General features: G+C 67.7%; 15 protein-coding genes and 1 tRNA gene. 8 read left to right on the forward strand and 8 right to left on the reverse strand.

Annotation, left to right across the window (positions count from 1 at the left end; genetic code table 11):
• Positions 1-26: 26 nt before the first annotated feature.
• Entirely contained in the window at positions 27-3041 is a 3015-nt protein-coding gene (locus tag ASD65_RS02220; protein WP_056224390.1) for an alpha-mannosidase, read from the forward strand.
• On the opposite strand, the gene ASD65_RS02225 is transcribed toward ASD65_RS02220, so the two are convergent.
• Positions 3020-5029, reverse strand: a complete 2010-nt coding sequence (locus ASD65_RS02225) for a DUF262 domain-containing protein (protein WP_056217822.1) — start codon at positions 5027-5029, stop codon at positions 3020-3022. The genes ASD65_RS02220 and ASD65_RS02225 overlap by 22 nt on opposite strands.
• A 230-nt stretch (positions 5030-5259) precedes the next feature.
• Between ASD65_RS02225 and ASD65_RS02230 the strand changes: the two genes are divergently transcribed.
• Positions 5260-6033 carry a hypothetical protein gene (locus ASD65_RS02230; RefSeq protein ID WP_056224392.1) on the forward strand — a complete coding sequence of 258 codons (774 nt, stop codon included), beginning with the start codon at positions 5260-5262 and terminating at the stop codon, positions 6031-6033.
• A 182-nt stretch (positions 6034-6215) separates the two neighbouring features.
• Positions 6216-6719, forward strand: coding sequence for a DUF3145 domain-containing protein (locus ASD65_RS02235; protein WP_056224394.1), 504 nt, complete (start codon positions 6216-6218; stop codon positions 6717-6719).
• 184 nt (positions 6720-6903) lie between these two features.
• On the opposite strand, the gene ASD65_RS02240 is transcribed toward ASD65_RS02235, so the two are convergent.
• The 6 genes from ASD65_RS02240 to aceE all read right to left on the reverse strand — a co-directional run bounded on the left by ASD65_RS02240 (position 6904) and on the right by aceE (position 14475).
• On the reverse strand, positions 6904-8142 hold the full coding sequence (locus ASD65_RS02240) for a beta-ketoacyl-[acyl-carrier-protein] synthase family protein (protein WP_056217826.1): 1239 nt from the start codon (positions 8140-8142) through the stop codon (positions 6904-6906).
• A gap of 60 nt (positions 8143-8202) precedes the next feature.
• Positions 8203-8451: an acyl carrier protein gene (locus ASD65_RS02245; protein ID WP_013586517.1), complete on the reverse strand. Its 249-nt coding sequence runs from the start codon at positions 8449-8451 to the stop codon at positions 8203-8205.
• A gap of 73 nt (positions 8452-8524) precedes the next feature.
• Entirely contained in the window at positions 8525-9529 is a 1005-nt protein-coding gene (locus ASD65_RS02250) for a beta-ketoacyl-ACP synthase III (RefSeq protein ID WP_056217829.1), read from the reverse strand.
• Positions 9526-10440 (reverse strand): ACP S-malonyltransferase, encoded by a 915-nt coding sequence (locus ASD65_RS02255; protein WP_056224396.1) that lies wholly within the window; start codon positions 10438-10440, stop codon positions 9526-9528. The genes ASD65_RS02250 and ASD65_RS02255 overlap by 4 nt, the downstream gene beginning before the upstream one ends.
• A gap of 85 nt (positions 10441-10525) precedes the next feature.
• A complete protein-coding gene (locus tag ASD65_RS02260) occupies positions 10526-11740 on the reverse strand; it encodes a PucR family transcriptional regulator (RefSeq protein WP_056217831.1) in 1215 nt (404 codons plus the stop codon).
• 8 nt (positions 11741-11748) lie between these two features.
• The gene (gene aceE, locus ASD65_RS02265) at positions 11749-14475 is read right to left on the reverse strand and encodes a pyruvate dehydrogenase (acetyl-transferring), homodimeric type (protein ID WP_056217834.1); all 2727 of its coding nucleotides are present in this window, start codon (positions 14473-14475) and stop codon (positions 11749-11751) included.
• 126 nt (positions 14476-14601) lie between these two features.
• On the opposite strand from aceE, the gene ASD65_RS02270 reads away from it, so the two are divergent.
• The gene (locus ASD65_RS02270) at positions 14602-15060 is read left to right on the forward strand and encodes a peroxiredoxin (protein ID WP_056217837.1); all 459 of its coding nucleotides are present in this window, start codon (positions 14602-14604) and stop codon (positions 15058-15060) included.
• Between the two features lie 33 nt (positions 15061-15093).
• A tRNA-Val gene (locus ASD65_RS02275) sits at positions 15094-15166 on the forward strand.
• 35 nt (positions 15167-15201) lie between these two features.
• Here ASD65_RS02275 and ASD65_RS02280 read toward each other — a convergent pair.
• A complete protein-coding gene (locus ASD65_RS02280) occupies positions 15202-16281 on the reverse strand; it encodes a LacI family DNA-binding transcriptional regulator (RefSeq protein WP_056217840.1) in 1080 nt (359 codons plus the stop codon).
• Positions 16282-16563: 282 nt separating this feature from the next.
• On the opposite strand from ASD65_RS02280, the gene ASD65_RS02285 reads away from it, so the two are divergent.
• From ASD65_RS02285 to ASD65_RS02295, 3 genes are read left to right on the forward strand one after another with little or no spacing between them, the layout of a single operon-like run.
• Positions 16564-17871 carry an ABC transporter substrate-binding protein gene (locus ASD65_RS02285; protein ID WP_056217845.1) on the forward strand — a complete coding sequence of 436 codons (1308 nt, stop codon included), beginning with the start codon at positions 16564-16566 and terminating at the stop codon, positions 17869-17871.
• A gap of 4 nt (positions 17872-17875) precedes the next feature.
• Complete coding sequence (locus ASD65_RS02290; protein ID WP_200948610.1) at positions 17876-18796, forward strand: carbohydrate ABC transporter permease; 921 nt, start codon at positions 17876-17878, stop codon at positions 18794-18796.
• Positions 18797-18843: 47 nt separating this feature from the next.
• Positions 18844-19698 (forward strand): carbohydrate ABC transporter permease, encoded by an 855-nt coding sequence (locus ASD65_RS02295; RefSeq protein ID WP_200948611.1) that lies wholly within the window; start codon positions 18844-18846, stop codon positions 19696-19698.
• Positions 19699-19714 lie beyond the last annotated feature (16 nt).

Here is a 19714-nt window from a genome sequence, read left to right on the forward strand (position 1 = left end):
GCGCACGGACTCGAGGACGGGTGCTCATGCACGACGACATCAGCGACATCAGACTGCGCCTCGATCGCATGCTCGGCTCGCGCATCCGACCCGCGGTCTCGGGAGCGACTGTGACCTTGCGCGTGTCTGCGTGGGCGACCGAGGATCCGCACGTGCCGTTCGCCGAGGCATCCACCCAGTCCTTCGTTCCCATGGCGACGGGCGACGCATGGGGCACGCCCTGGAGCACGACGTGGTTCCGGTTCGAGGGCGAGGTTCCCGAAGGATTCGGGCCCGCAGAGCTGACGATCGACATCGGGTTCGGCCCCGGCCCTGGGTTCACCACCGAGGGGCTCGTCTTCGACGCGGCCGGCACGATCCTCAAAGCGCTCAATCCTCTGAACACCCACGTCCCGTTGGCGCCGGTGCTGGGCGATGACCGCACTGTCGTCGTCTACCTCGAGGCGGCGGCCAATCCGACGATCCTGGACGGCTTCGCGCCGACCGACTTCGGCGACCTCGAGACAGCACCGGTGGTGCCGCAGTATCGGTTCCGCAGCGCGGTCGTCGCCGAGCGCCGGCAGGACGTGGTCGACCTCGCGACCGACCTCGAGGTGCTCAGCACCCTGGCCGACGAGCTCCCGGCCGCATCCGCGCGGCGTTTCGAGATCTACCGCGGCATCGACCGGGCGCTGGACGTCATCGACTACGACGACATCCCCGGTTCGACGACGCGCGCCCGCATGGTCCTGGCGCCGCTGCTGGGGCGCCCCGCAGTGCCCTCGGAGCATCGCATCTCGGCCATCGGACACGCGCACATCGATTCCGCGTGGCTCTGGCCGCTGCGCGAGACGGCCCGCAAGGTCGCCCGCACCGTCTCGAACGTGCTCGCCCTGGCCGAGCAGGAGCCAGAGCTGGTCTTCGCGTTTTCCTCCGCGCAGCAGCACGCCTGGCTCAAGGAGCACTACCCCGCACTGTGGGAGCGCCTCAAGGCCGCTGTCGCACGCGGTCAGGTCGTCCCGGTCGGCGGCATGTGGGTCGAATCCGACACGGTCATGCCGTCCGGCGAGTCGATGGCGCGCCAGTTCCTGCAGGGCAAGCGCTTCTTCCTCGAGGAGTACGGCATCGAGACGAGGGATGCCTGGCTGCCCGACTCGTTCGGATACTCCGCCGCGCTGCCGCAGATCATCGCCAAGGCGGGCAACGAGTTCTTCCTGTCGCAGAAGCCGAGCTGGAACCGTACGAACCACTTCCCGCACCACAGCTTCCTGTGGGAAGGCATCGACGGCACCCGCGTGTTCGCGCACCTCCCGCCCGTCGACACCTACGTCTCGGAGCTCTCGCAGAAGGAGCTTCACCACGCCGCCCGCAACTATGCCGAGAAGGGTGCGGGGACGCGGTCGCTGGTGCCCTTCGGCTGGGGCGACGGCGGCGGCGGCCCGACGCGGGAGATGCTCGCGCGGGCCCGCCGCATCGGGGATCTCGAGGGCTCGCCGACCGTCCGGATCGAACCCCCGCTGGCGTTCTTCGAGGCGGCGCGCGACGAGCTGATCGACCCCGCCGTCTGGTTCGGCGAGATCTACATGGAAGGCCACCGCGGCACGCTCACATCGCAGCACGCCATGAAAGCGGGCAATCGGCGCGCCGAGGCGCTCCTGCGCGAAGCGGAGGCGTGGAGCACCACGGCCGCGGTCGCGCTCGGTCGGGAGTACCCGTACGAGCCGCTGCGGCGGCTGTGGCGTGAGGCGCTGCTGCTGCAGTTCCACGACATCCTCCCCGGCAGCTCGATCCGCTGGGTGCACCGCGAAGCGGCCGCGAGCTACCAGCGCCTGCACACCGAGCTGGATCAGCTCGTGCACGCGGCGCAGGCCGCGCTGGCGGGGGAGGGCAGCACGCGCATCGTCTTCAACGGCGCCGCGAGTCCGGTCGACGGCGTGGAGCCGTTCGGCGCGGGACCGGTGCCGGATGCGGCGGCGATGGCCGAGCCGATCGCGCTGCCCGACGGCGGATTCCTGCTCGAGAACGCGGTGGTCGCGGTGCGGCTCGATGCGCGCGGACAGATCGTGTCGCTCGTCGACAGGACGCGTTCCCGAGAGCTCGTCCCGCCCGGACGGGTGCTCAACGAACTCGTGATCCACACCGATGTTCCGGCGCTGTGGGATGCCTGGGACATCGATGAGCCGTACCGTCGGTCCGTGCGCGTTCCGGAGGCTGAGTGCGCGTCCGAGGCGGATACCGAGGGAGTGACGATCACGCGCCGATTCGGCGCATCCACCATCCGCCAGCGCGTCAGCCTGCCGGCCGACAGCCCGCGCGTGGACGTCGCACTGGACATCGACTGGCACGAGGACGAGAAGTTCCTGCGGGCGTACTTCCCGCTGCTGCTGAGCGCCACCGAGAGCTCTGCCGAGACACAGTTCGGGGTGGTGCGCCGACCGATCCACGAGAACACCACATGGTCGTGGGCGCAGTTCGAGATCGCCGCCCATCGCTTCCTGCACTTGGATGAGAGCGGCTTCGGCGTCGCGCTGGTCAATGACGCGATCTACGGGCACAGCGTCGACCGGGAGAGCTCCACGCTGGGAACGGTCACCAACGTCGGCCTGTCGCTGCTGCGGGCCCCGAAGAACCCCGATCCGACGACGGACCGCGGAACGCACCACTTCGCCTACGGACTTGTCGTGGACTGCTCGCTGGAGCGCGCCGTGCACGAGGGGTACCTGTCGAGCAGCCCGCAGACCGTCGCGACCGGTGCCCGCGGCATCCGTCCGCTGGTGACCGTATCCGCGCCGAACGTGGTGGTCTCCGCACTCAAGCTTGCCGAGGACGGATCGGGCGACGTGATCGTGCGGCTCTACGAGTCGATCGGGCGACGCTCCTGGACCGACGTGACGCCGACGTTCTCGTGCACCGCGATGCTGCCGGCCGACCTGCTCGAACGGCCGATCGGCCGGGCGCTGCTCGCCGAAGACGGCGGGCTCCGTGTCGAGCTCGCGCCGTTCGAGGTGCTCACCCTTCGGATGACGGGGGTCGAGGACGGCTACATCGCCGCCGCGACGTAGGAGTACTTGACGAAGACTTCGGGCGCGAGGCCGGCCTCGTCGAGCACGCCCTGCACGGCGGTGAGCATGTACTTCGAGTCCCAGCCCATGTAGAGGTAGTGCGCGTCGTCGAGCGCGTCCCACTGTCCGTTCCACGCCTGCGCGTCGTAGATCGGTCCGCCGCGGTGGGCGCTGAAGGCCACGACGCTCTCGCGGGCGTCGGCCCACAACCGCTTGAAGATTCGGTTGAACAGGTATTTGACGTCGTGCACTTCCCAGTGCTCGCCGCGGTACTCGACGTACTCGAACTCGCGCTCCCACCCGCGCGGCCATCCGCGACGACGGTGCGCGTCGAGGATCGGGGTGAGGCCATCGTCGTCGATGCCGACGCTCGCGGGGCGCGCCCACACCGCCAGGAAGATGTCGGTCAGTCGCACGGTGCGGGCCGCGATCGCCGCAGTGCTCCAGGCGTCGGTCTCGGTGAGCTCCCGGGTGGTCTCGATCGTGCTCGCCGCATAGAGCGCCGAACGCTTCTGCGGGTACGACAGGTCCAGCGCCCGCTCGGCGAGGTTCTCCTCGAGCAGCGCCAGGTTGCCGATCGTCTGCGCGAGGGCACGATGACTGTTCTGCTCGTCGTCGGAGTAGTCGGCCCACTCGCGCGTGCCGTCTCCGGTCCAGGAATCGGCGGGTGCCAGCGGGAAGACGTGCTCCACGTCGAGGCCGCTCAGGCTGTCGACGCCCGCCACTCGTCCGAGCACATACGCGGCGTGGGGGAGGTCCCCGTACTTGAGGGCCACCCGCACGCGCTCGTCGGACGGCGTGATCCGGGCGATCGCGTGCACGAGCGCGTCTTCGCTCTCGGAGCGGGCGCGGCACAGCCGGGCGACGAGACGATCGTTGCTGAGGCCCACGACGGTACGACGCAGGAGCAGGGACTGGATGTGCTCCAGCGTGGAGATCACCGCGTCGCGGTCGGCGGCGCCGCTCGCGAAGTCGCGGTACGCCCGCATGACCAGCGGGTACGTGCCGCGACCGAACGTGTTGACGTAGGAGAGCTGCCGCCCGACCGCGGCATCCTCGGCGAGCGAGGGCTCCAGCAGCACCCGGTACACCTCGGAGTACGCGCGCCACTCGGCCGCGTGCGAGCGGAGCGTGTCCAGGTCCAGTCGGGGGAACTGCTGGCGGAAGGCGCCGTACACCCCGTGCTCGCCGGCGACTGCGACCTCACGGCCGGTGGTCATGACGAGGTAGTGGCGCCAGAAGCTGCCGATGGACTCGCCGGTGTTCTCCTCGATCGGCACCCAGAACGAATCCTCGATCTCGCTCTGCTCCGCGTGCGAGAGACCCATCAGCACGTAGTTGTGGATCAGCTCGTGGTCGCGCAGCGGTTCGCCGGTGGAGTTGAGGCTCTCGAAGATCTGCTGAGCATTCGCGTCGCCGCCGAGGGTGATGGCGACGTGCTCGAGCTTGCGCAGCCCGCGCCAGATGCGGGAGACCTCGTCCGGACGCACCTGACTGCGGAAGAACGCGTAGTTGTCGTCGAACCGGGAGTCGCGCAGCTGGTCCTCGGGGGCGCGGCGATCCAGGACGACGCTCTCGAACACCTGTGCCCAGGCACGGTGCGGGCGCAACTTCGTGCCGTCGGCGTCACCGCCACGGACCAGCACGCGCTCCAGCTGTACCGCCAGCGCCGGGTCATCCACCTTGGCGGTGTGATGCAGCGCGGCGATCAGGAGCATCAGTGTGGTGATCCGCTGCTGGCCGTCGATCAGGACCAGTTCGCCGGCTTCGCCGGCGGTGCTCATCGTGGAGAGGATGGAGCCGATGAAGTGGGTGTGCGCATCGTCGGCGTCGGCGACGGCCCGAATGTCGGCCAGCAGCTGCTCGCACCCGCCGATGTCCCAGCGGTACTGCCGCTGGTACACGGGGACGACGATCGTCGTCGCCGCATCCGACAGCCAGGCCATCGTGTTGACGGCGGTCGCATCGACATTCGTGGCACTGGCCATGTTTCTCGCTTCGCCCCTCAGAACGCGGTGTCATGTGGGGCGCGCACATCGATCAACGCCGCGCGGAATCGCCACCGCGGTCGAGTTTAGTTCACCCCTCGGAAGGCCTGCGAAGCGGCATCCGTTATTCACGGCCCGTCCCCCGAGAGCCCACAGGGGCCGGAGGTAGGCTTGCCTAAGTTGGGCCTGTTAAAACGTGCTGGCCCCCTACGAAAGGCATGACTCTCCTCATGGGTTACATCAAATCTGCTGCTCTCGAAGAGACCGGCTACGTCGTCCTCGACAGCTACAACCAGGAGCTCGACCCCAAAGAGTGGCTCGACATCGAGTACAACGACTGGAAGTCCTCCGGCGACACCCGGTTCGCGCCGCTGGCCAGCGCCTTCGGCGAGATCGAGTGCAACGGCTTCTGGAACCACAAGCCGCCGCGCACCGACAAGGACGGCGTCTGGATCCCCTCGCAGGTCGAGAAGGCTCCGAACCTCACCCGTCGCGCGATGGAGCCCGGCGCGAACGTCGGCCGCTGCCGCGTGATCGAGCTGCAGCCGAACACGTATGCGGACTGCCTCTACAACCTGCACCAGGACGATAACAACCGCCTCAACCCCGACGGCACCGGCTGGGTCGTGCGTGGGTTCTTCAACCTGACCGATGACAAGGACAGCTACTTCGTCCTGCGTGAGAACCGCACCGACCCCCAGGGCGAGGTGCGCATCGCACTGCCCGCCGGTGCGCAGCTGATCGTCGACACGCAGCGCCTCTGGCACGCGGCCACCCACCCGGGCACCGACCCCCGCTACTGCCTCATCACGTCGTGGACCTCCGGCCCCGAGCTGGACGAGTACATCGCCAAGTACAACGGCGTCGGCCACGTCCCCAACTACGAGGTCTCGCAGGATGAGCTGGATGCCGGCCAGGCCGAGCAGACCCGCCGCCTCGCCGCGCGTGCCGCGTACTACGCCGCCAAGGGCCAGGCCGAGCAGACCGCGATGAGCGAAGCCTGATCTGACGCTGATCTGAGAGGCCCCGGTCGCATCGCGGCCGGGGCCTCTCCTCAAGCGTGGTAATGACATGCTTGTCATTCGGGCACCTGATGCGCGATAATGGCCGCACAACCGAACACATAGCGCCACAGATATCCGGTTCAGGTCGTTGGGGAAGACGCACCTGACGAAACGGAGACATGATGGCGACACAACAGGCGCGTGGAGTGATTTTCGTACACTCCGCGCCACGCGCGTTGTGCCCCCACCTCGAGTGGGCGGTCGGTCGAGCGCTCGGGCGCGCCGTCAACTTCGACTGGGCTGACCAGCCGATCCTGCACGGCAGCCGTCGGGCGGAGTTCTACTGGGAAGGACCGGCGGGCACTGGTGCGTCGCTGGCCACCGCCATCCGCGGGTGGGAGCACCTCCGGTTCGAGGTCACCGAAGACCCGACACCGCGCAGTGACGGCGGACGCTGGCTGCACACGCCGGGACTCGGCATCCATTTCGCGCAGACGGATGCCGCGGGCAATGTCGTGATCGGCGAGGACCGCATCCGCTATGCCATGGAGGTCGCGGCCGGCGACATGTTCGAGCTCGAACGCGAACTCCACGTCGCGCTCGGCGCAGCGTGGGACGACGAGCTCGAGCCGTTCCGTCACGCCAGCGACGACGCTCCGGTCGTATGGCTGCACAAGGTCGGTTGATGCACGTGGGCTGATGGCCCGCGCGCACGACACAACTCAAGACTTCAGGCGGCGCGAGGCGCCACTATCGGCGGTCGGAGGCCATTCAATCCCGGACGCCAAGAACACGTATCCCCGCCTGACACGATTGACGCCCCCGGTGGCTTCCCGGGGGCGTCTATCGTGTGCGGCGGACTGCGCCGCGTTAGACCGAGGCGAATGCGGCGACGGCGTTGTGGCCGCCGAATCCGAACGAGTTGCTGATCGCCAGCTGAGGACCGTCGCCGAGCGCGACGGGGGAGCCCGACACGCGCAGTGGGATCTCGGGGTCCTGCGTGGTCAGGTTGATGGTCGGCGGGGCCACGCGGTCCCGGATCGCGAGGATCGTGAAGATCGCTTCCAGGGCGCCCGTACCACCGAGGAGGTGGCCGGTCGACGCCTTGGTCGCCGACACCGGGATCTCGTGGACGCGGTCGCCGAAGACCGTCTTCAGCGCGGTGTACTCGGCCGGGTCGCCGACCGGGGTCGAGGTGGCGTGCGCGTTGATGTGGGTCACGTCATCCGGTGACGCGTCGGCCTGCTCGAGCGCCAGGTGGACGGCACGGGATGCGCCGCGGCCTTCGGGATCGTTGGCCGTGATGTGGTACGAATCAGCGGTGACGCCGCCGCCGACGACGACGGCGTAGATCTTCGCGCCGCGGGCCAGGGCGTGCTCTTCGGTCTCCAGGACCAGAGCTCCGGCTCCCTCACCCATCACGAAGCCGTCGCGATCGATGCTGTACGGACGCGACGCGTGCGCGGGGTCGTCGTTGCGCTTGGACAGTGCCTGCATCGACGAGAACGCGGCCATGGTGATCGGGTGGATCGCCGACTCGGTGCCACCGGCGATGACGACGTCGGCCAGTCCGGCGCGGAGGTGCTCGAAGGCGTTGACGATCGACTCGGTGCTGGATGCACAGGCAGAGGCGACGGTGCGCGCGTAGGCGCGAGCGCCGAAGTGCATGGAGACGGCAGCGGCCGCCGCGTTGGGCATGAGCATCGGGACCGTCATCGGCATGACACGCCGGGGTCCCTTCTCGCGGAGGGTGTCCCACGCCTCCAGCAGCGTCCAGAGGCCGCCGATGCCGGTTGCGAAGTCGACACCCAGACGTTCGGGGTCGACCTCGGGGCTGCCGGCATCCTCCCAGGCCTCACGCGCCGCGACGAGCGCGAACTGCGCGGACGGGTCCAGCCGCTTCGCCTCGGGGCGCGCCAGCACCGTATCGGGGCGCACCAGCGCCTGCGCGGCGAAGGTGACGGGAAGATCGTACTGGGCCACCCAGTCGTACTCGAGGGTGCGGGCGCCGGAGGCGCCGCCCAGCAGGGCGGTCCAGCTGTCGGGTGCGGTGCCGCCGATGGGCGACGACGCTCCGATGCCGGTGACGACGATGCGTGACGTGCTCATGTGTGAATCCCTCGGGAATATGCTCCGGTGGGGGCGCGACGCCCCCACCGGAATGTGGTGCTACGCCTGGTTGGACGTGATGAAGGTGACGGCGTCGCCGACGGTCTTGAGGTTCTTGACCTCGTCATCGGGGATCGTGACGCCGAACTTCTCCTCGGCGTTCACGACGATGGTCATCATCGAGATCGAGTCGATGTCGAGGTCGTCGGTGAACGACTTCTCGAGCGCGACCTCGTCGGCCGAGATCCCCGTCTCGTCGGTGATCAGCTCGGCAAGGCCTGCCAGCACCTCGTCGTTGGTGAATGCCATTGTTACTCCTGTTCTTCGGGGTCGCGGCCCTGTTGAGGGCCGTGGTTCAGTCTAGGGTTCAGCGCGGGTGCGCTCAGGGAAGGACGATGACCTGCGCGCCGAAGACGAGACCGGCGCCGAAGCCGATCTGCAGGGCGAGGCCGCCGCTGAGCTCCGGGTGCTCCTGGAGCAGCCGGTGGGTCGCCAGTGGGATCGACGCGGCCGACGTGTTGCCGGTCGTCTCGATGTCGCGGGCGATCATGACCGTCTCAGGCAGCTTCAGCTGCTTGGCGAATTCGTCGATGATACGCATGTTGGCCTGGTGGGGGATGAAGGCGGCCAGATCGGATGCCTCGATCCCGGCGGCCTCGAGGGCGCGCTTGGCGACCTTGGCCATGTCCCAGACTGCCCAGCGGAAGACGGTCTGGCCCTCCTGGCGCAGCGTCGGCCAGTTCGCGTCGCCATCGCGGTAGTCGATGAGGGTGGAGTTCATGCCCACCGCGTGCGCCTTCGAGCCGTCCGAGCCCCAGATCGCGGGGGAGATGGCGGGGAAGTCGCTGGGGCCGATCACCACGGCGCCGGCGCCATCGCCGAGCAGGAACGAGATGCTCCGATCGGTCGGGTCCACGACATCGGAGAGCTTCTCGGCGCCGATGACCAGCGCGTAGTGCGCTGCGCCGGCACGGATGAGGGCATCGGCCTGGGCGACGCCGTAGGCGAAGCCCGCGCAGGCGGCGTTGGAGTCGTAGGCGGCGGCCGGGTTCGCACCGACGCGGTCGGCGACGACGGCGGCGGCGGACGGCGTCTGCTGCACGTTGCTGATCGTCGCGACGATGACCAGGTCGATGTCGGACGGCGCGACGCCGGACTTCTCGATGGCCTCGGTCGCGGCATCCGTCGCCAGATCCACGGCGAGGATGCCGGCGGAGGCGCGCGAGCGGGTGATGATGCCGGTGCGCTGGCGGATCCACTCGTCGCTCGAGTCGATCGGGCCGATCAGATCGGCGTTCGGCACGGACAGATCACCGCGGGCGGCGCCGTAGCTGTAGATGCGCGTGAACGGCACACCCTGGGACTGCTTGATCGTGGGCCTGGTCATGAGTTCTCTCCCGAGATGAGGGCTGCCGCGGCGGCGAGGTCGTCGGGGGACTTTACCGCGACCGAGGGGACTCCGCGCAGCGCGCGCTTGGCGAGCCCCACCAGAGTGCCGGCCGGAGCGAGCTCGACGATGCCCGTGACACCCGCGTCGGCGAAGGATGCCATGCACAGGTCCCAGCGGACGGGGGAGGCGACCTGCGCCACGAGCACGTCGCGGTAGGTCGCGCCGGACGCGACGGCGGAACCGTCCCGGTTCGTCCAGATCGTGAGCGCCGGATCGCTGACCGCGACATCGGCCGCCGCGGCGCGCAGTGCACCGACTGCGGGCTCCATGTAGCGGGTGTGGAACGCGCCGGCCACCTGCAGCGGGATCACGCGGGTACCGGCGACCGGAGACGCAGCGAGCTCCGCCAGCGCGGGCAGTGCGCCGGCAGCGACGAGCTGGCCGCCGCCGTTGTAGTTGGCCGGGGTGAGCCCGAGCTCTTCGAGGCGGGCGACGACGGATGCCTCGTCCCCGCCGATGACGGCGCTCATGCCGGTCTGCTCGGCAGCGGCGGCTTCGGCCATGGCGCGTCCACGGAGCCCGACGAGGCGCAGCGCGTCCTCCTCGGTGAGTACTCCGGCGGCGGCGGCGGCAGCGAACTCGCCCACCGAGTGGCCGGCGACGCCGGCGACGTTCTCCCGCTGCGGCACGGCGTTCCACGACAGCAGGCTCGCTGCCACGATCAGCGGCTGCGCGACCTGGGTGTCGCGGATGCGGTCGGCATCCCATTCGGTGCCGGCGGCGACGAGGTCGACGCCCGCCCAGTCGGAGTACTCCTCGAGCCGGGCGCGAGCGCCGTCGGCGGCGAGCCACGGAGTGAGGAAGCCGGGCGTCTGCGAGCCCTGGCCGGGGAAGACGGCAATGATCACCATCCCATCCTGCCAAGGATGCCCCGTCGCCTTCTGGCGATCACCGCACAAGAATCCGAAGGACCTTTGTGTGCGCCATACAGAACTAGGCGGAGGGCCGCCGTGCCACGGACGTGCGGCGACGCGCTTCCGGGCCGACCGAGCCCAGGATGAGCGCGGTCTGCAGGATGAGCGCCTCGCGCGGACCGGTGGCATCCCACCCGATCACCTCGGAGACCTTCTTCAACCGGTAGCGCACCGTGTTCGGGTGCACGAACAGCTCGCGCGCCGTGGCCTCCAGCGAGCGACCGTTGTCGAGGTACGCCCACAGGGTGGCGACGAGGTCGGCGCTGTGCGCGTGCAGCGGACGGTAGATCCGCTCGACCAGCGTCTGCTTGGCCAGGGGATCGCCTGCGAGTGCGCGCTCCGGCAGCAGGTCGTCGGCCTCGACCGGACGCGGCGCGTTGCGCCAGCCTCGGGCGACGGCGAAGCCCGCGAGTGCGGCGCGCGCACTCTGGCTCGCATCGACGAGGGCGGGCACCGCAGGACCGAGCACGAGGTATCCGCTTCCGAAGCCGGGTTCGAGGCGCCGCGCGATCTCGGGGAACGGCAGCTCCGGTTCGGTCTCGTCGCGGCCGGAGCTCTGCGACCGGCCGATGACCAGGACCAGCCGTGACCCCTGTACGCCGATGAGGACGTCGACCCCCAGCTTGCGGGCGGTGCGGCGCAGCTGGTCGACGTCGAACATCGCGGGCGTGGTGCCCACGAGCACCGAGACCTCACCATGGCCGTGCCAGCCGAGTGCGGCGATGCGGCTGGGCAGCTCCTCGTCGGCCTCGCCCGTCAAGATCGAGTCGACGACGAGCGCCTCCAGACGCGCATCCCACAGCCCGCGCGCTTCCGCCGCCCGTGCGTACACGTCGGCGGCGGCGAAGGCGATCTCGCGGGAGTACAGCAGGATCGACTCGCGGAGGTCTTCGGTCTTGCCCTGGATGCGCTCCTCGGTCACTTCGACCGTCACGCGGATCAGCTGCAGCGTCTGGGTCAGGCTGACGCTGCGTAGCAGTTCGCGCGGCGCGGCCAGGAAGACATCGGCGGCGATCCAGGGGGTGGACGTCGGGTCGTCGTACCACTGGATGAACGACGTGATGCCCGCCTGCGCGACCAGCCCGACGGCCGACCTGCGCGCCGGCGGCATCTCGGCGTACCAGGGGAGCGAGTCCTCCAGACGCTTCGTCGTCGCCGTCGCCAGGTCGCCCGAGATGCGACGCAGCCAGGCGAGCGTCTCGGTCTTGTCCATCTGGGCCGATCGGCCGGTCATGCCGGCCGTCAGCTCTCTCCGCCCGCGTTGCCGGTGGTGCCGGCGGTCACATCGTGCAGACGGTACTTCTCGATCGCCTGAGCGGAGAGGGAACGGTCGACCGTGCCCTCCTCGGCCAGTGCCTGCAGCGTGCGCACCACGATCGACGGGCCGTCGATCTTGAAGAAGCGACGTGCCGCGGCACGCGTGTCGGAGAAGCCGAAGCCATCCGCACCGAGCGTCGCGAAGTTGTTCGGCACCCACGGGCGGATCTGGTCCTGCACGGCGTGCATGAAGTCGCTGACGGCCACGACCGGGCCCGCGGCATCCCGCAGCTTCTCGGTCAGGTACGCCGTCCGCGGCTCCGCCTCGGGGTGCAGGAAGTTGTGCTCGTCGGCGGCGAGGCCGTCGCGGCGCAGCTCGGTCCACGAGGTGACGGACCAGACGTCGGCCTGCACGCCCCAGTCATCCCGCAGGAGCTGCTGAGCCTCGAGCGCCCACGGCACACCGACGCCCGAAGCCATCAGCTGGGCACGCGGTCCGTCGCCCTCGGGCGAGGAGATGCGGTGGATGCCGCGGATGATGCCGTCGACGTCCACACCCGCGGGCTCGGCCGGCTGCACGAGCGGCTCGTTGTACACGGTGATGTAGAACATCACGTTCGGATCCGGGTGCTGGCCGCCGTACATGCGGTCCAGGCCCTCGCGGACGATGTGCGCGATCTCGTACCCGTAGGCCGGGTCGTACGACACCGTCGCCGGGTTCGTCGAAGCCAGCAGGTGCGAGTGTCCGTCGGCGTGCTGGAGGCCCTCACCCGTGAGGGTGGTGCGACCCGCGGTGGCGCCGATGATGAATCCGCGCGCCATCTGGTCGCCGGCCGCCCAGAAGGCGTCGCCGGTGCGCTGGTAGCCGAACATCGAGTAGAAGATGTAGACGGGGATCAGAGGTTCGCCGTGGGTGGCGTACGACGTGCCGACGCCCGTGAGCGCGGCGGCCGCGCCGGCTTCGTTGATGCCGACGTGCATGATCTGGCCCTGAGGGCTCTCCTTGTACGCCAGGAGCAGCTCGCGGTCGACCGAGGTGTAGTTCTGGCCGTGCGGGTTGTAGATCTTCGCGGTCGGGAAGAACGCGTCGATGCCGAACGTGCGGGCCTCGTCCGGGATGATCGGCACGATGCGATTGCCGAAGTCCTTGGCGCGCAGCAGGTCCTTCAGCAGTCGCACGAACGCCATAGTGGTGGCGATCTCCTGTGTGCCGGAGCCCTTCTTGGGCAGCGCGTAGACGTCGTCGCCTGGCAGGTTGAGGCCCACGTGGGTCGACCGGCGCTCCGGGACGAAGCCGCCGAGTTCGCGACGACGCTCCATGAGGTACTGGATCGTCTCGTCCTGCGGTCCGGGGTTGTAGTACGGCGGCAGGTACGGGTTCTCCTCGAGCTGCGCGTCCGAGATCGGGATGTGCATCCCGTCGCGGAAGTGCTTGAGGTCCTCGAGCGTCATCTTCTTCATCTGGTGCGTCGCGTTGCGCCCCTCGAAGTGCGGGCCGAGGCCGTAGCCCTTGACCGTCTTGGCCAGGATGACCGTCGGCTGTCCCTTGTGCTCGGATGCCGCCTTGAACGCCGCGTAGACCTTGCGGTAGTCGTGGCCGCCGCGCTTGAGGCCCCAGATCTGGTCGTCGGTGTAGTCCTTGACCAGGGCGAGGGCGCGCTCGTCGCGTCCGAAGAAGTTGTCGCGGACGTAGCCGCCGCTCTCCGCTTTGTACGTCTGGTAGTCGCCATCCGGCGTGACGTTCATGAGGTTCAGCAGCGCGCCGTCGGTGTCGCGGGCGAGCAGGTCGTCCCATTCGCGACCCCACACGACCTTGATGACGTTCCAGCCGGCACCCCGGAAGAAGCTCTCGAGCTCCTGGATGATCTTGCCGTTACCGCGCACCGGGCCGTCGAGGCGCTGCAGGTTGCAGTTGACGACGAACGTGAGGTTGTCCAGCCCCTCGTTGGCCGCCACCTGGAGCTGTCCGCGGCTTTCGACCTCGTCCATCTCGCCGTCGCCGAGGAATGCCCAGACGCGTGACTCCGAGGCATCCTTGATCCCGCGGTTCGTCAGGTACTTGTTGGTCATCGCCTGGTAGACGGCGTTGATCGGGCCGAGGCCCATCGACACGGTCGGGAACTGCCAGAACTCCGGCATCAGACGCGGGTGCGGGTAGGACGGGATGCCGTTGGGCGCTGCTGACTTCTCCTGACGGAAGCCGTCCAGCTGCGCCTCGGACACGCGGCCCTCGAGGAACGCGCGGGCGTAGGTGCCGGGGGAGGCATGCCCCTGGATGAAGATCTGGTCTCCGCCGGACGGGTGGTCCGGGCCGCGGAAGAAGTGGTTGAAGCCGACCTCGTAGAGCGCGGCCGACGACGCGTACGTCGAGATGTGGCCGCCCACGCCGATGCCCGGACGCTGTGCACGGTGCACGGTGATCGCGGCGTTCCAGCGGATCCAGGCGCGATAGCGGCGCTCGATCTCCTCGTCGCCCGGGAACTCCGGCTCGTTCTCTGTGGCGATGGTGTTGATGTAGTCCGTGGTCGGCACCATCGGCACGCCGAGGTGCAGGTCATGCGAAGTCTTCAGCAGACTCAGCATGATCTCCCGGCCTCGACCGTGCCCCTTCGCGGCCACGAGCTGCTGCAGGGATTCCTGCCACTCGCCGGTCTCGTCGGGATCGCTGTCGAGCGAGTCCTGGGAATACGGATCCTGATCGTGGACAGTCACGGGAGACCTTTCGTCATCTGGCAGATCGTGCCAGGGATACGCAACCGATACGGGGCAAGCCTTGTGTGTCTTGCACAACGCATCACCTCCCAGCCTAGCGAGTCATCCGATGCCAGGATTGTCTCCATGACACTCAGAGCCGGCGACACCGCACCCGATTTCACACTTCCGACCGCTGCGGGCGGCACCGTGTCACTGAGTGAGGTTCTGCAGGATTCTCCCGCGGTCCTGGTGTTCTTCCCCCTGGCCTTCTCCGGACGCTGCCAGAGCGAGCTGTGCGAGATCCGTGACAACATCGCAATGTTCCAGGATGCCGCGGTCAGAGTGATCGGAATCTCCGTGGACAGCCACCACGCCCTGCGGGTGTGGGGCGAGCAGCAGGAGTATTCGTTCGACCTGGCGTCGGACTTCTGGCCGCACGGTGAGGTCGCCGGCGCGTATGGGGTCTTCCTGCACGACAAGGGATTCGCGACCCGCGCGAGCTTCCTGATCGATCAGGCGGGCGCCGTGGTCTGGAGCGTCATCAACGATCCGGGCACCTCGCGACCCCTCGACGCATATCGGGAAGCGCTCACGCGGCTCTGATCGGCGCGTCCGGTCTTCTAGACTGGACGCGAGGGGCCTGTAGCTCAGTTGGTAGAGCGCCACGTTTACACCGTGGATGTCGTCGGTTCGAGCCCGGCCGGGCCCACAGAGTGCTCACCTTCGCTGGTCGCGGGGGTGCGCTCATCCGATCCTCGTGGACTCCCGTTGGACGAGTGTGTACGGCGCCGAATCGGTCTTCGGCGGAGCGTCCGGCTGGTCGAGCCGGCGCAGCAGAGCGCCCACCGCGAGACGTGCGATCTCATTGAGATCCGGTGCGATCGTGGTGAGGGACGGTGCTGAGTACGCGGCCTCGGCGGTGTTGTCCCAACCGACCACCGCGATCTGCTCCGGCACGTTGATGCGAGCCTCGCGGAAGGCTCGGAGCGCCCCGATCGCGAGCAGGTCGTTGGCGCACACCAGCCCGTCGACCTCTGAGAGATGCGGGATGAGTTCCTTGGTGCGCTCGTAACCCTCTTCGCGGGAGTAGTCGCCGTCGGGGTGGAGCTGATCCCATCGGGAGACCTCGATGAGGTGCAACGGATCGACGGTCAGATCATGCGCTTCGAGCGCCTGCACAAAGCCGCGGATGCGCAGATCGGCGGGCGCTGCACCGATCGTTCCTGCCGGAACCTTGCCGAGGAACGCGAGACGTCGTCGTCCCGCGTCGATGAGGCAGGTCGTGGCGTCATAGCTCGATTGCACGTTGTCGACGACGACGCTGTCGATCTCGGCGCTGCGGAATCGTTCGCCGAGGAGCACGAGCGGCGTGTCGCCGCGCTCTGCCTCGAACCGCTTCAAGTCCATCGAGAGCGGACTGAAGAGGATGCCGTCGGTGAGGATCGTGCGGAAGCCCGCCGCGACTCGGAGCTCTCGTTCGAGCAGACCGCGTGTCTCGTCGATGACGACGTCGTACTCGAGCTTCTCGGCCTCCGAGACGACCGCGTGCGCCAGTTGCGCGAAGTACGGGTGCGAGATGAAGGGGACGGAGAGAGTGAGCAGTCTGCTTCGACCGCTGCGAAGCTGCCGTCCGGCGAGCTGGGGACGATAGCCGAGTTCCCGGATCGCGGCCTCCACGCTGGTGCGCGTGGCATCGCTGATGTACTTGTGCCCGTTGACGACGTTCGAGACGGTGCGATACGAGACACCGGCGACCGCAGCGACATCCTTCAACGTCGGCAGGCCGGCCTTCTTCGGCGAGGGGCTATCAGGAGTCCGTTCCACGGTCTCATCGTAGTGAACCGTGTTGCAACGTTGACAGAGATATGTATTTCAACGTTGCAATATGTGAGTCCTTCTGCTTGAGTGTCGATGCGGCCGCCGCCCGGGATGAACCGGACGTCAGCGAAGTCCAAGAGCGCCTGGCGTTCTCACACCACTCAGCACGCGGACGCTCCGCACGAGAAGGCCGCGCATCCAATCAACGACGAGGAGATGAACAGCATGGCTCAGACAGGTCAGAGGCGTCGGCGGAATCGCGTGACGCTCCTCGCAGGAGTGAGTGTCATGTCGATACTTGCCCTTTCGGCGTGCAGCGGATCGAACGAGGCCCCGGCAGTAGACGGCGGCGGTCTCGGCACCGCCGACAAGCACGTCCAGATCACGATGATGTCCAATGACGCCTTCGCTCAGCAGTGGCAGGAACAGCTCGTGCCGGAGTTCAACAAGAAGTACCCCTACATCGACGTGACCATCGACTCGATTCCGTACACCGAGCTGCTCGCCAAGGGAATGCTCAACGGAACCGATCCTGACCCCGAGTACGACCTCATCACGCTGGATGACCCGTGGACACCGCAGCTCGCCGAGGCGGGGGTGCTCTACGAGCTGAAGGGCGATGCCGAACAGTGGACCGACGCCGCGTATGACTGGGACGACTTCAACAGCGCTCCGCTCGCATCGAGCGAGTGGGACGGCGGGCAGTACGGCGTGCCGCTCCGCTCCAACATGCTCCTGATGTTCTACAACAAGGACCTGTACGCGAAGGCCGGCCTCGATGCGCCGACTCCGGAGATCACGTGGGACCAGTACATGGACGAGGCTCCCCAGCTCGTGCAGGACACAGACGGCGACGGCAAGGTCGATTCGTGGGCGGTCGGACTCACCTGGATGCGCGGCGTGCTTTCGCCCCCGGTCTGGCAGGCCGCGCTCAACGCGAACGGCGGTGCGCTCTTCGACGACGATCTCACCCCGACCTTCGACACGGAGGACGGTGAAGCGGCCCTGCAGATGCAGGTCGACCTCCTGCAGTACGCACCACCGGGGGCCGGCACCTACAACTACACCGAGCCGCTCGACGCGTTCCGCCAGGGCAAGATCGCCACCATCTTCACGTGGGGCAGTGCGTACAAGAGCGCGGCGGTCGACCCGGCAGTCACGACGCTCACGCCCGATCAGGTCGGCATCCAGACCATGCCCGCCGGCGACGACGGCGCGAGCACCCATCGAGGCATCTGGAGCGGCTCCGTCTTCAAGAACTCGAAGAACCCCGAAGCCGCGTGGACATTCCTGCAGTGGATGAGCTCGAAGGAGGGTGAGGTCTGGACCACCAACACGCTGGGATCCTTCCCCGCGCGCAAGTCGACGCTCACGAGCACGCCGACCCAGGACTGGCTTGTTCCTGTGCTCGGCACGCTTCAGGATGCCTACGACGTCGCCGCCGCGGGGGAGATGTGGCGCCCCCGCACGCCGGAGTCGAACGCGATCCAGGAGATTCTCGCCGACCAGACGAGTGCGGCCGTGCAGGGGCAGCTCACCGCGGCCGAGGCGCTCGACAAGGCCGCCGAGCAGGTCGACAAACTGTTGAAGAAGTAGGCGCATGAGTATCGAACTCGCGAGAAGCAGGACCGGAGCACGTCTGCGTTCCCGGTGGCGTGACCTCTCCAGTCGGTGGATGTTCATGGTGCCCGCGACATTGCTGCTGGTGGCCGTGCTGGCTTATCCACTGATGTACACGGTTCAGATCAGCTTCTCGGAGTTCGATCTCGCGTCGTTCGCTCCATCCGGCTCTGCCGGCTTCGACAACTACACGGCGGCCCTCGAGAACGAGTCCTTTCTCAACTCCCTGGTCGTCACCGGTATTTACCTGGTGCTCGCGCTGCCCATCCAGATCGTCCTGGGCTTCGGCATCGCGTATCTGATGAACGCCGAGTGGAGAGCGCGTGGCGTGGTCCGCGCGCTCTTCCTCATCCCGATGGTCGTGGCGCCCGTCGTCTCCGGCGGCGTCTGGAAGATGATCCTCGACCCGCTCTGGGGTGGAGTCAGCTGGTTCCTCGGTCTGTTCGGGATTCCGCCGATCGACTGGTTCGGAGACGCCACGATGTCGATGATCAGCATCGTGATGATCGATACCTGGCGCTCGGTTCCCTTCGTCGCACTCATCGCCTCGGCCGCGATGCTGGCGCTGCCGAAGGACATCTTCGAAGCGGCGAAGGTAGACGGCGCGAACTGGTGGCAGACGCTTCGCTCCGTGAGTCTGCCGCTGCTCGCCCCGATCATCGCGGCCACATTCATCGTGCGCTGGCTGGGCGCGGTGAAGATGTTCGATGTCGTGCTCGCCACGACCAACGGCGGCCCCGGCGAGGCGACCAACGTCGTGAACCTTTACATCTACCAGCAGGCGTTCCGTCTGTTGAAGTTCAGCGAGTCATCCGCGATGGCCGTGATCGTTCTCGTCATCACGATGGTGCTGACGTTCATCTTTCTGTATGGCAGCAAGAAGCTGGAGGACCGGCTATGAGCACACTCCTCACTCGGAAACCGACCGAACCCGACCCTCGCCCAGTCGTGGCGTCATCCCCCCGGCGTGTGCGCGGCGCCCGCACGCGCGGGGCGCGCACCCGCATCTGGGCCGGCGCGATCATCTGCATCCTCTTCCTCCTGCCGTTGCTCTGGATGCTGCTTACGTCGTTCAAGGAACAGCGCGACATCTTCACCGTCCCGCCCACGATCTTCTTCGAACCGACCCTCAATCAGTACTTCTGGGCGTTCGAGCGCGGTGATCTCGGTCCCAAGCTGATCAACACGATCATCGTGGCGCTGGGCGCCGGCGTGCTCTCCCTCTTCGCCGGGGCGATGGCCGGTTACGCGCTCGCGCGGTTGAGGATCAGGGGCGCCGCCACCATCGGCGTGCTGATTCTTGTTTCGCGCGGCGTGCCGCCCATCGCGCTCGCCGTGCCGATGTTCCTGGTCGCGCGCACCCTCGGAATCACCGACATGCACATCACGCTGATACTGGCGTATTGCTCGTTCGTCATCCCCTACGTCATGTGGCTCATGCGCGGGTTCTTCCTATCGCTGCCGAAGGAGCTCGAGGAGTCGGCCATGCTCGACGGATGCTCGCGCATGGGGGCGTTCTTCCGGATCATCGTGCCCATCTCGGCACCCGGCCTGATCTCCACGTTCATCTTCAGCATCATCCTGGCCTGGGAGGAACTCCTCTTCGCGCTCGTACTGACGAACCGAAATGCGACGACGATACCGGTCGCCATCGCAGGCATGGCCGGTGACACCGAGACGGGTGCGAACTGGGGCGCGCTGTCGGCCGCAGGAATGGTGACCGTCGTACCCGTCGTGATCCTGGCTCTGCTCGTTCAGAAGTGGCTCATCCGCGGGCTCGCCGACGGTGCCACGAAGGGATGAGCCGCGCATGAAGGCT

The sequence above is a fragment of the Microbacterium sp. Root61 genome (genome assembly GCF_001427525.1).
Taxonomy (GTDB): domain Bacteria; phylum Actinomycetota; class Actinomycetes; order Actinomycetales; family Microbacteriaceae; genus Microbacterium.

Bases quoted from the DNA above. Each gene is read 5' to 3' on its own strand.
- ASD65_RS02240 (WP_056217826.1), bottom strand. From the start codon at position 8,142: ATGAGCACGTCACGCATCGTCGTCACCGGCATCGGAGCGTCGTCGCCC.
- ASD65_RS02270 (WP_056217837.1), top strand. From the start codon at position 14,602: ATGACACTCAGAGCCGGCGACACCGCACCCGATTTCACACTTCCGACC.
- ASD65_RS02220 (WP_056224390.1), top strand. From the start codon at position 27: ATGCACGACGACATCAGCGACATCAGACTGCGCCTCGATCGCATGCTC.
- ASD65_RS02245 (WP_013586517.1), bottom strand. From the start codon at position 8,451: ATGGCATTCACCAACGACGAGGTGCTGGCAGGCCTTGCCGAGCTGATC.
- ASD65_RS02235 (WP_056224394.1), top strand. From the start codon at position 6,216: ATGGCGACACAACAGGCGCGTGGAGTGATTTTCGTACACTCCGCGCCA.
- ASD65_RS02230 (WP_056224392.1), top strand. From the start codon at position 5,260: ATGGGTTACATCAAATCTGCTGCTCTCGAAGAGACCGGCTACGTCGTC.
- ASD65_RS02285 (WP_056217845.1), top strand. From the start codon at position 16,564: ATGTCGATACTTGCCCTTTCGGCGTGCAGCGGATCGAACGAGGCCCCG.
- ASD65_RS02260 (WP_056217831.1), bottom strand. From the start codon at position 11,740: ATGACCGGCCGATCGGCCCAGATGGACAAGACCGAGACGCTCGCCTGG.
- ASD65_RS02250 (WP_056217829.1), bottom strand. From the start codon at position 9,529: ATGACCAGGCCCACGATCAAGCAGTCCCAGGGTGTGCCGTTCACGCGC.
- ASD65_RS02225 (WP_056217822.1), bottom strand. From the start codon at position 5,029: ATGGCCAGTGCCACGAATGTCGATGCGACCGCCGTCAACACGATGGCC.
- ASD65_RS02290 (WP_200948610.1), top strand. From the start codon at position 17,876: ATGAGTATCGAACTCGCGAGAAGCAGGACCGGAGCACGTCTGCGTTCC.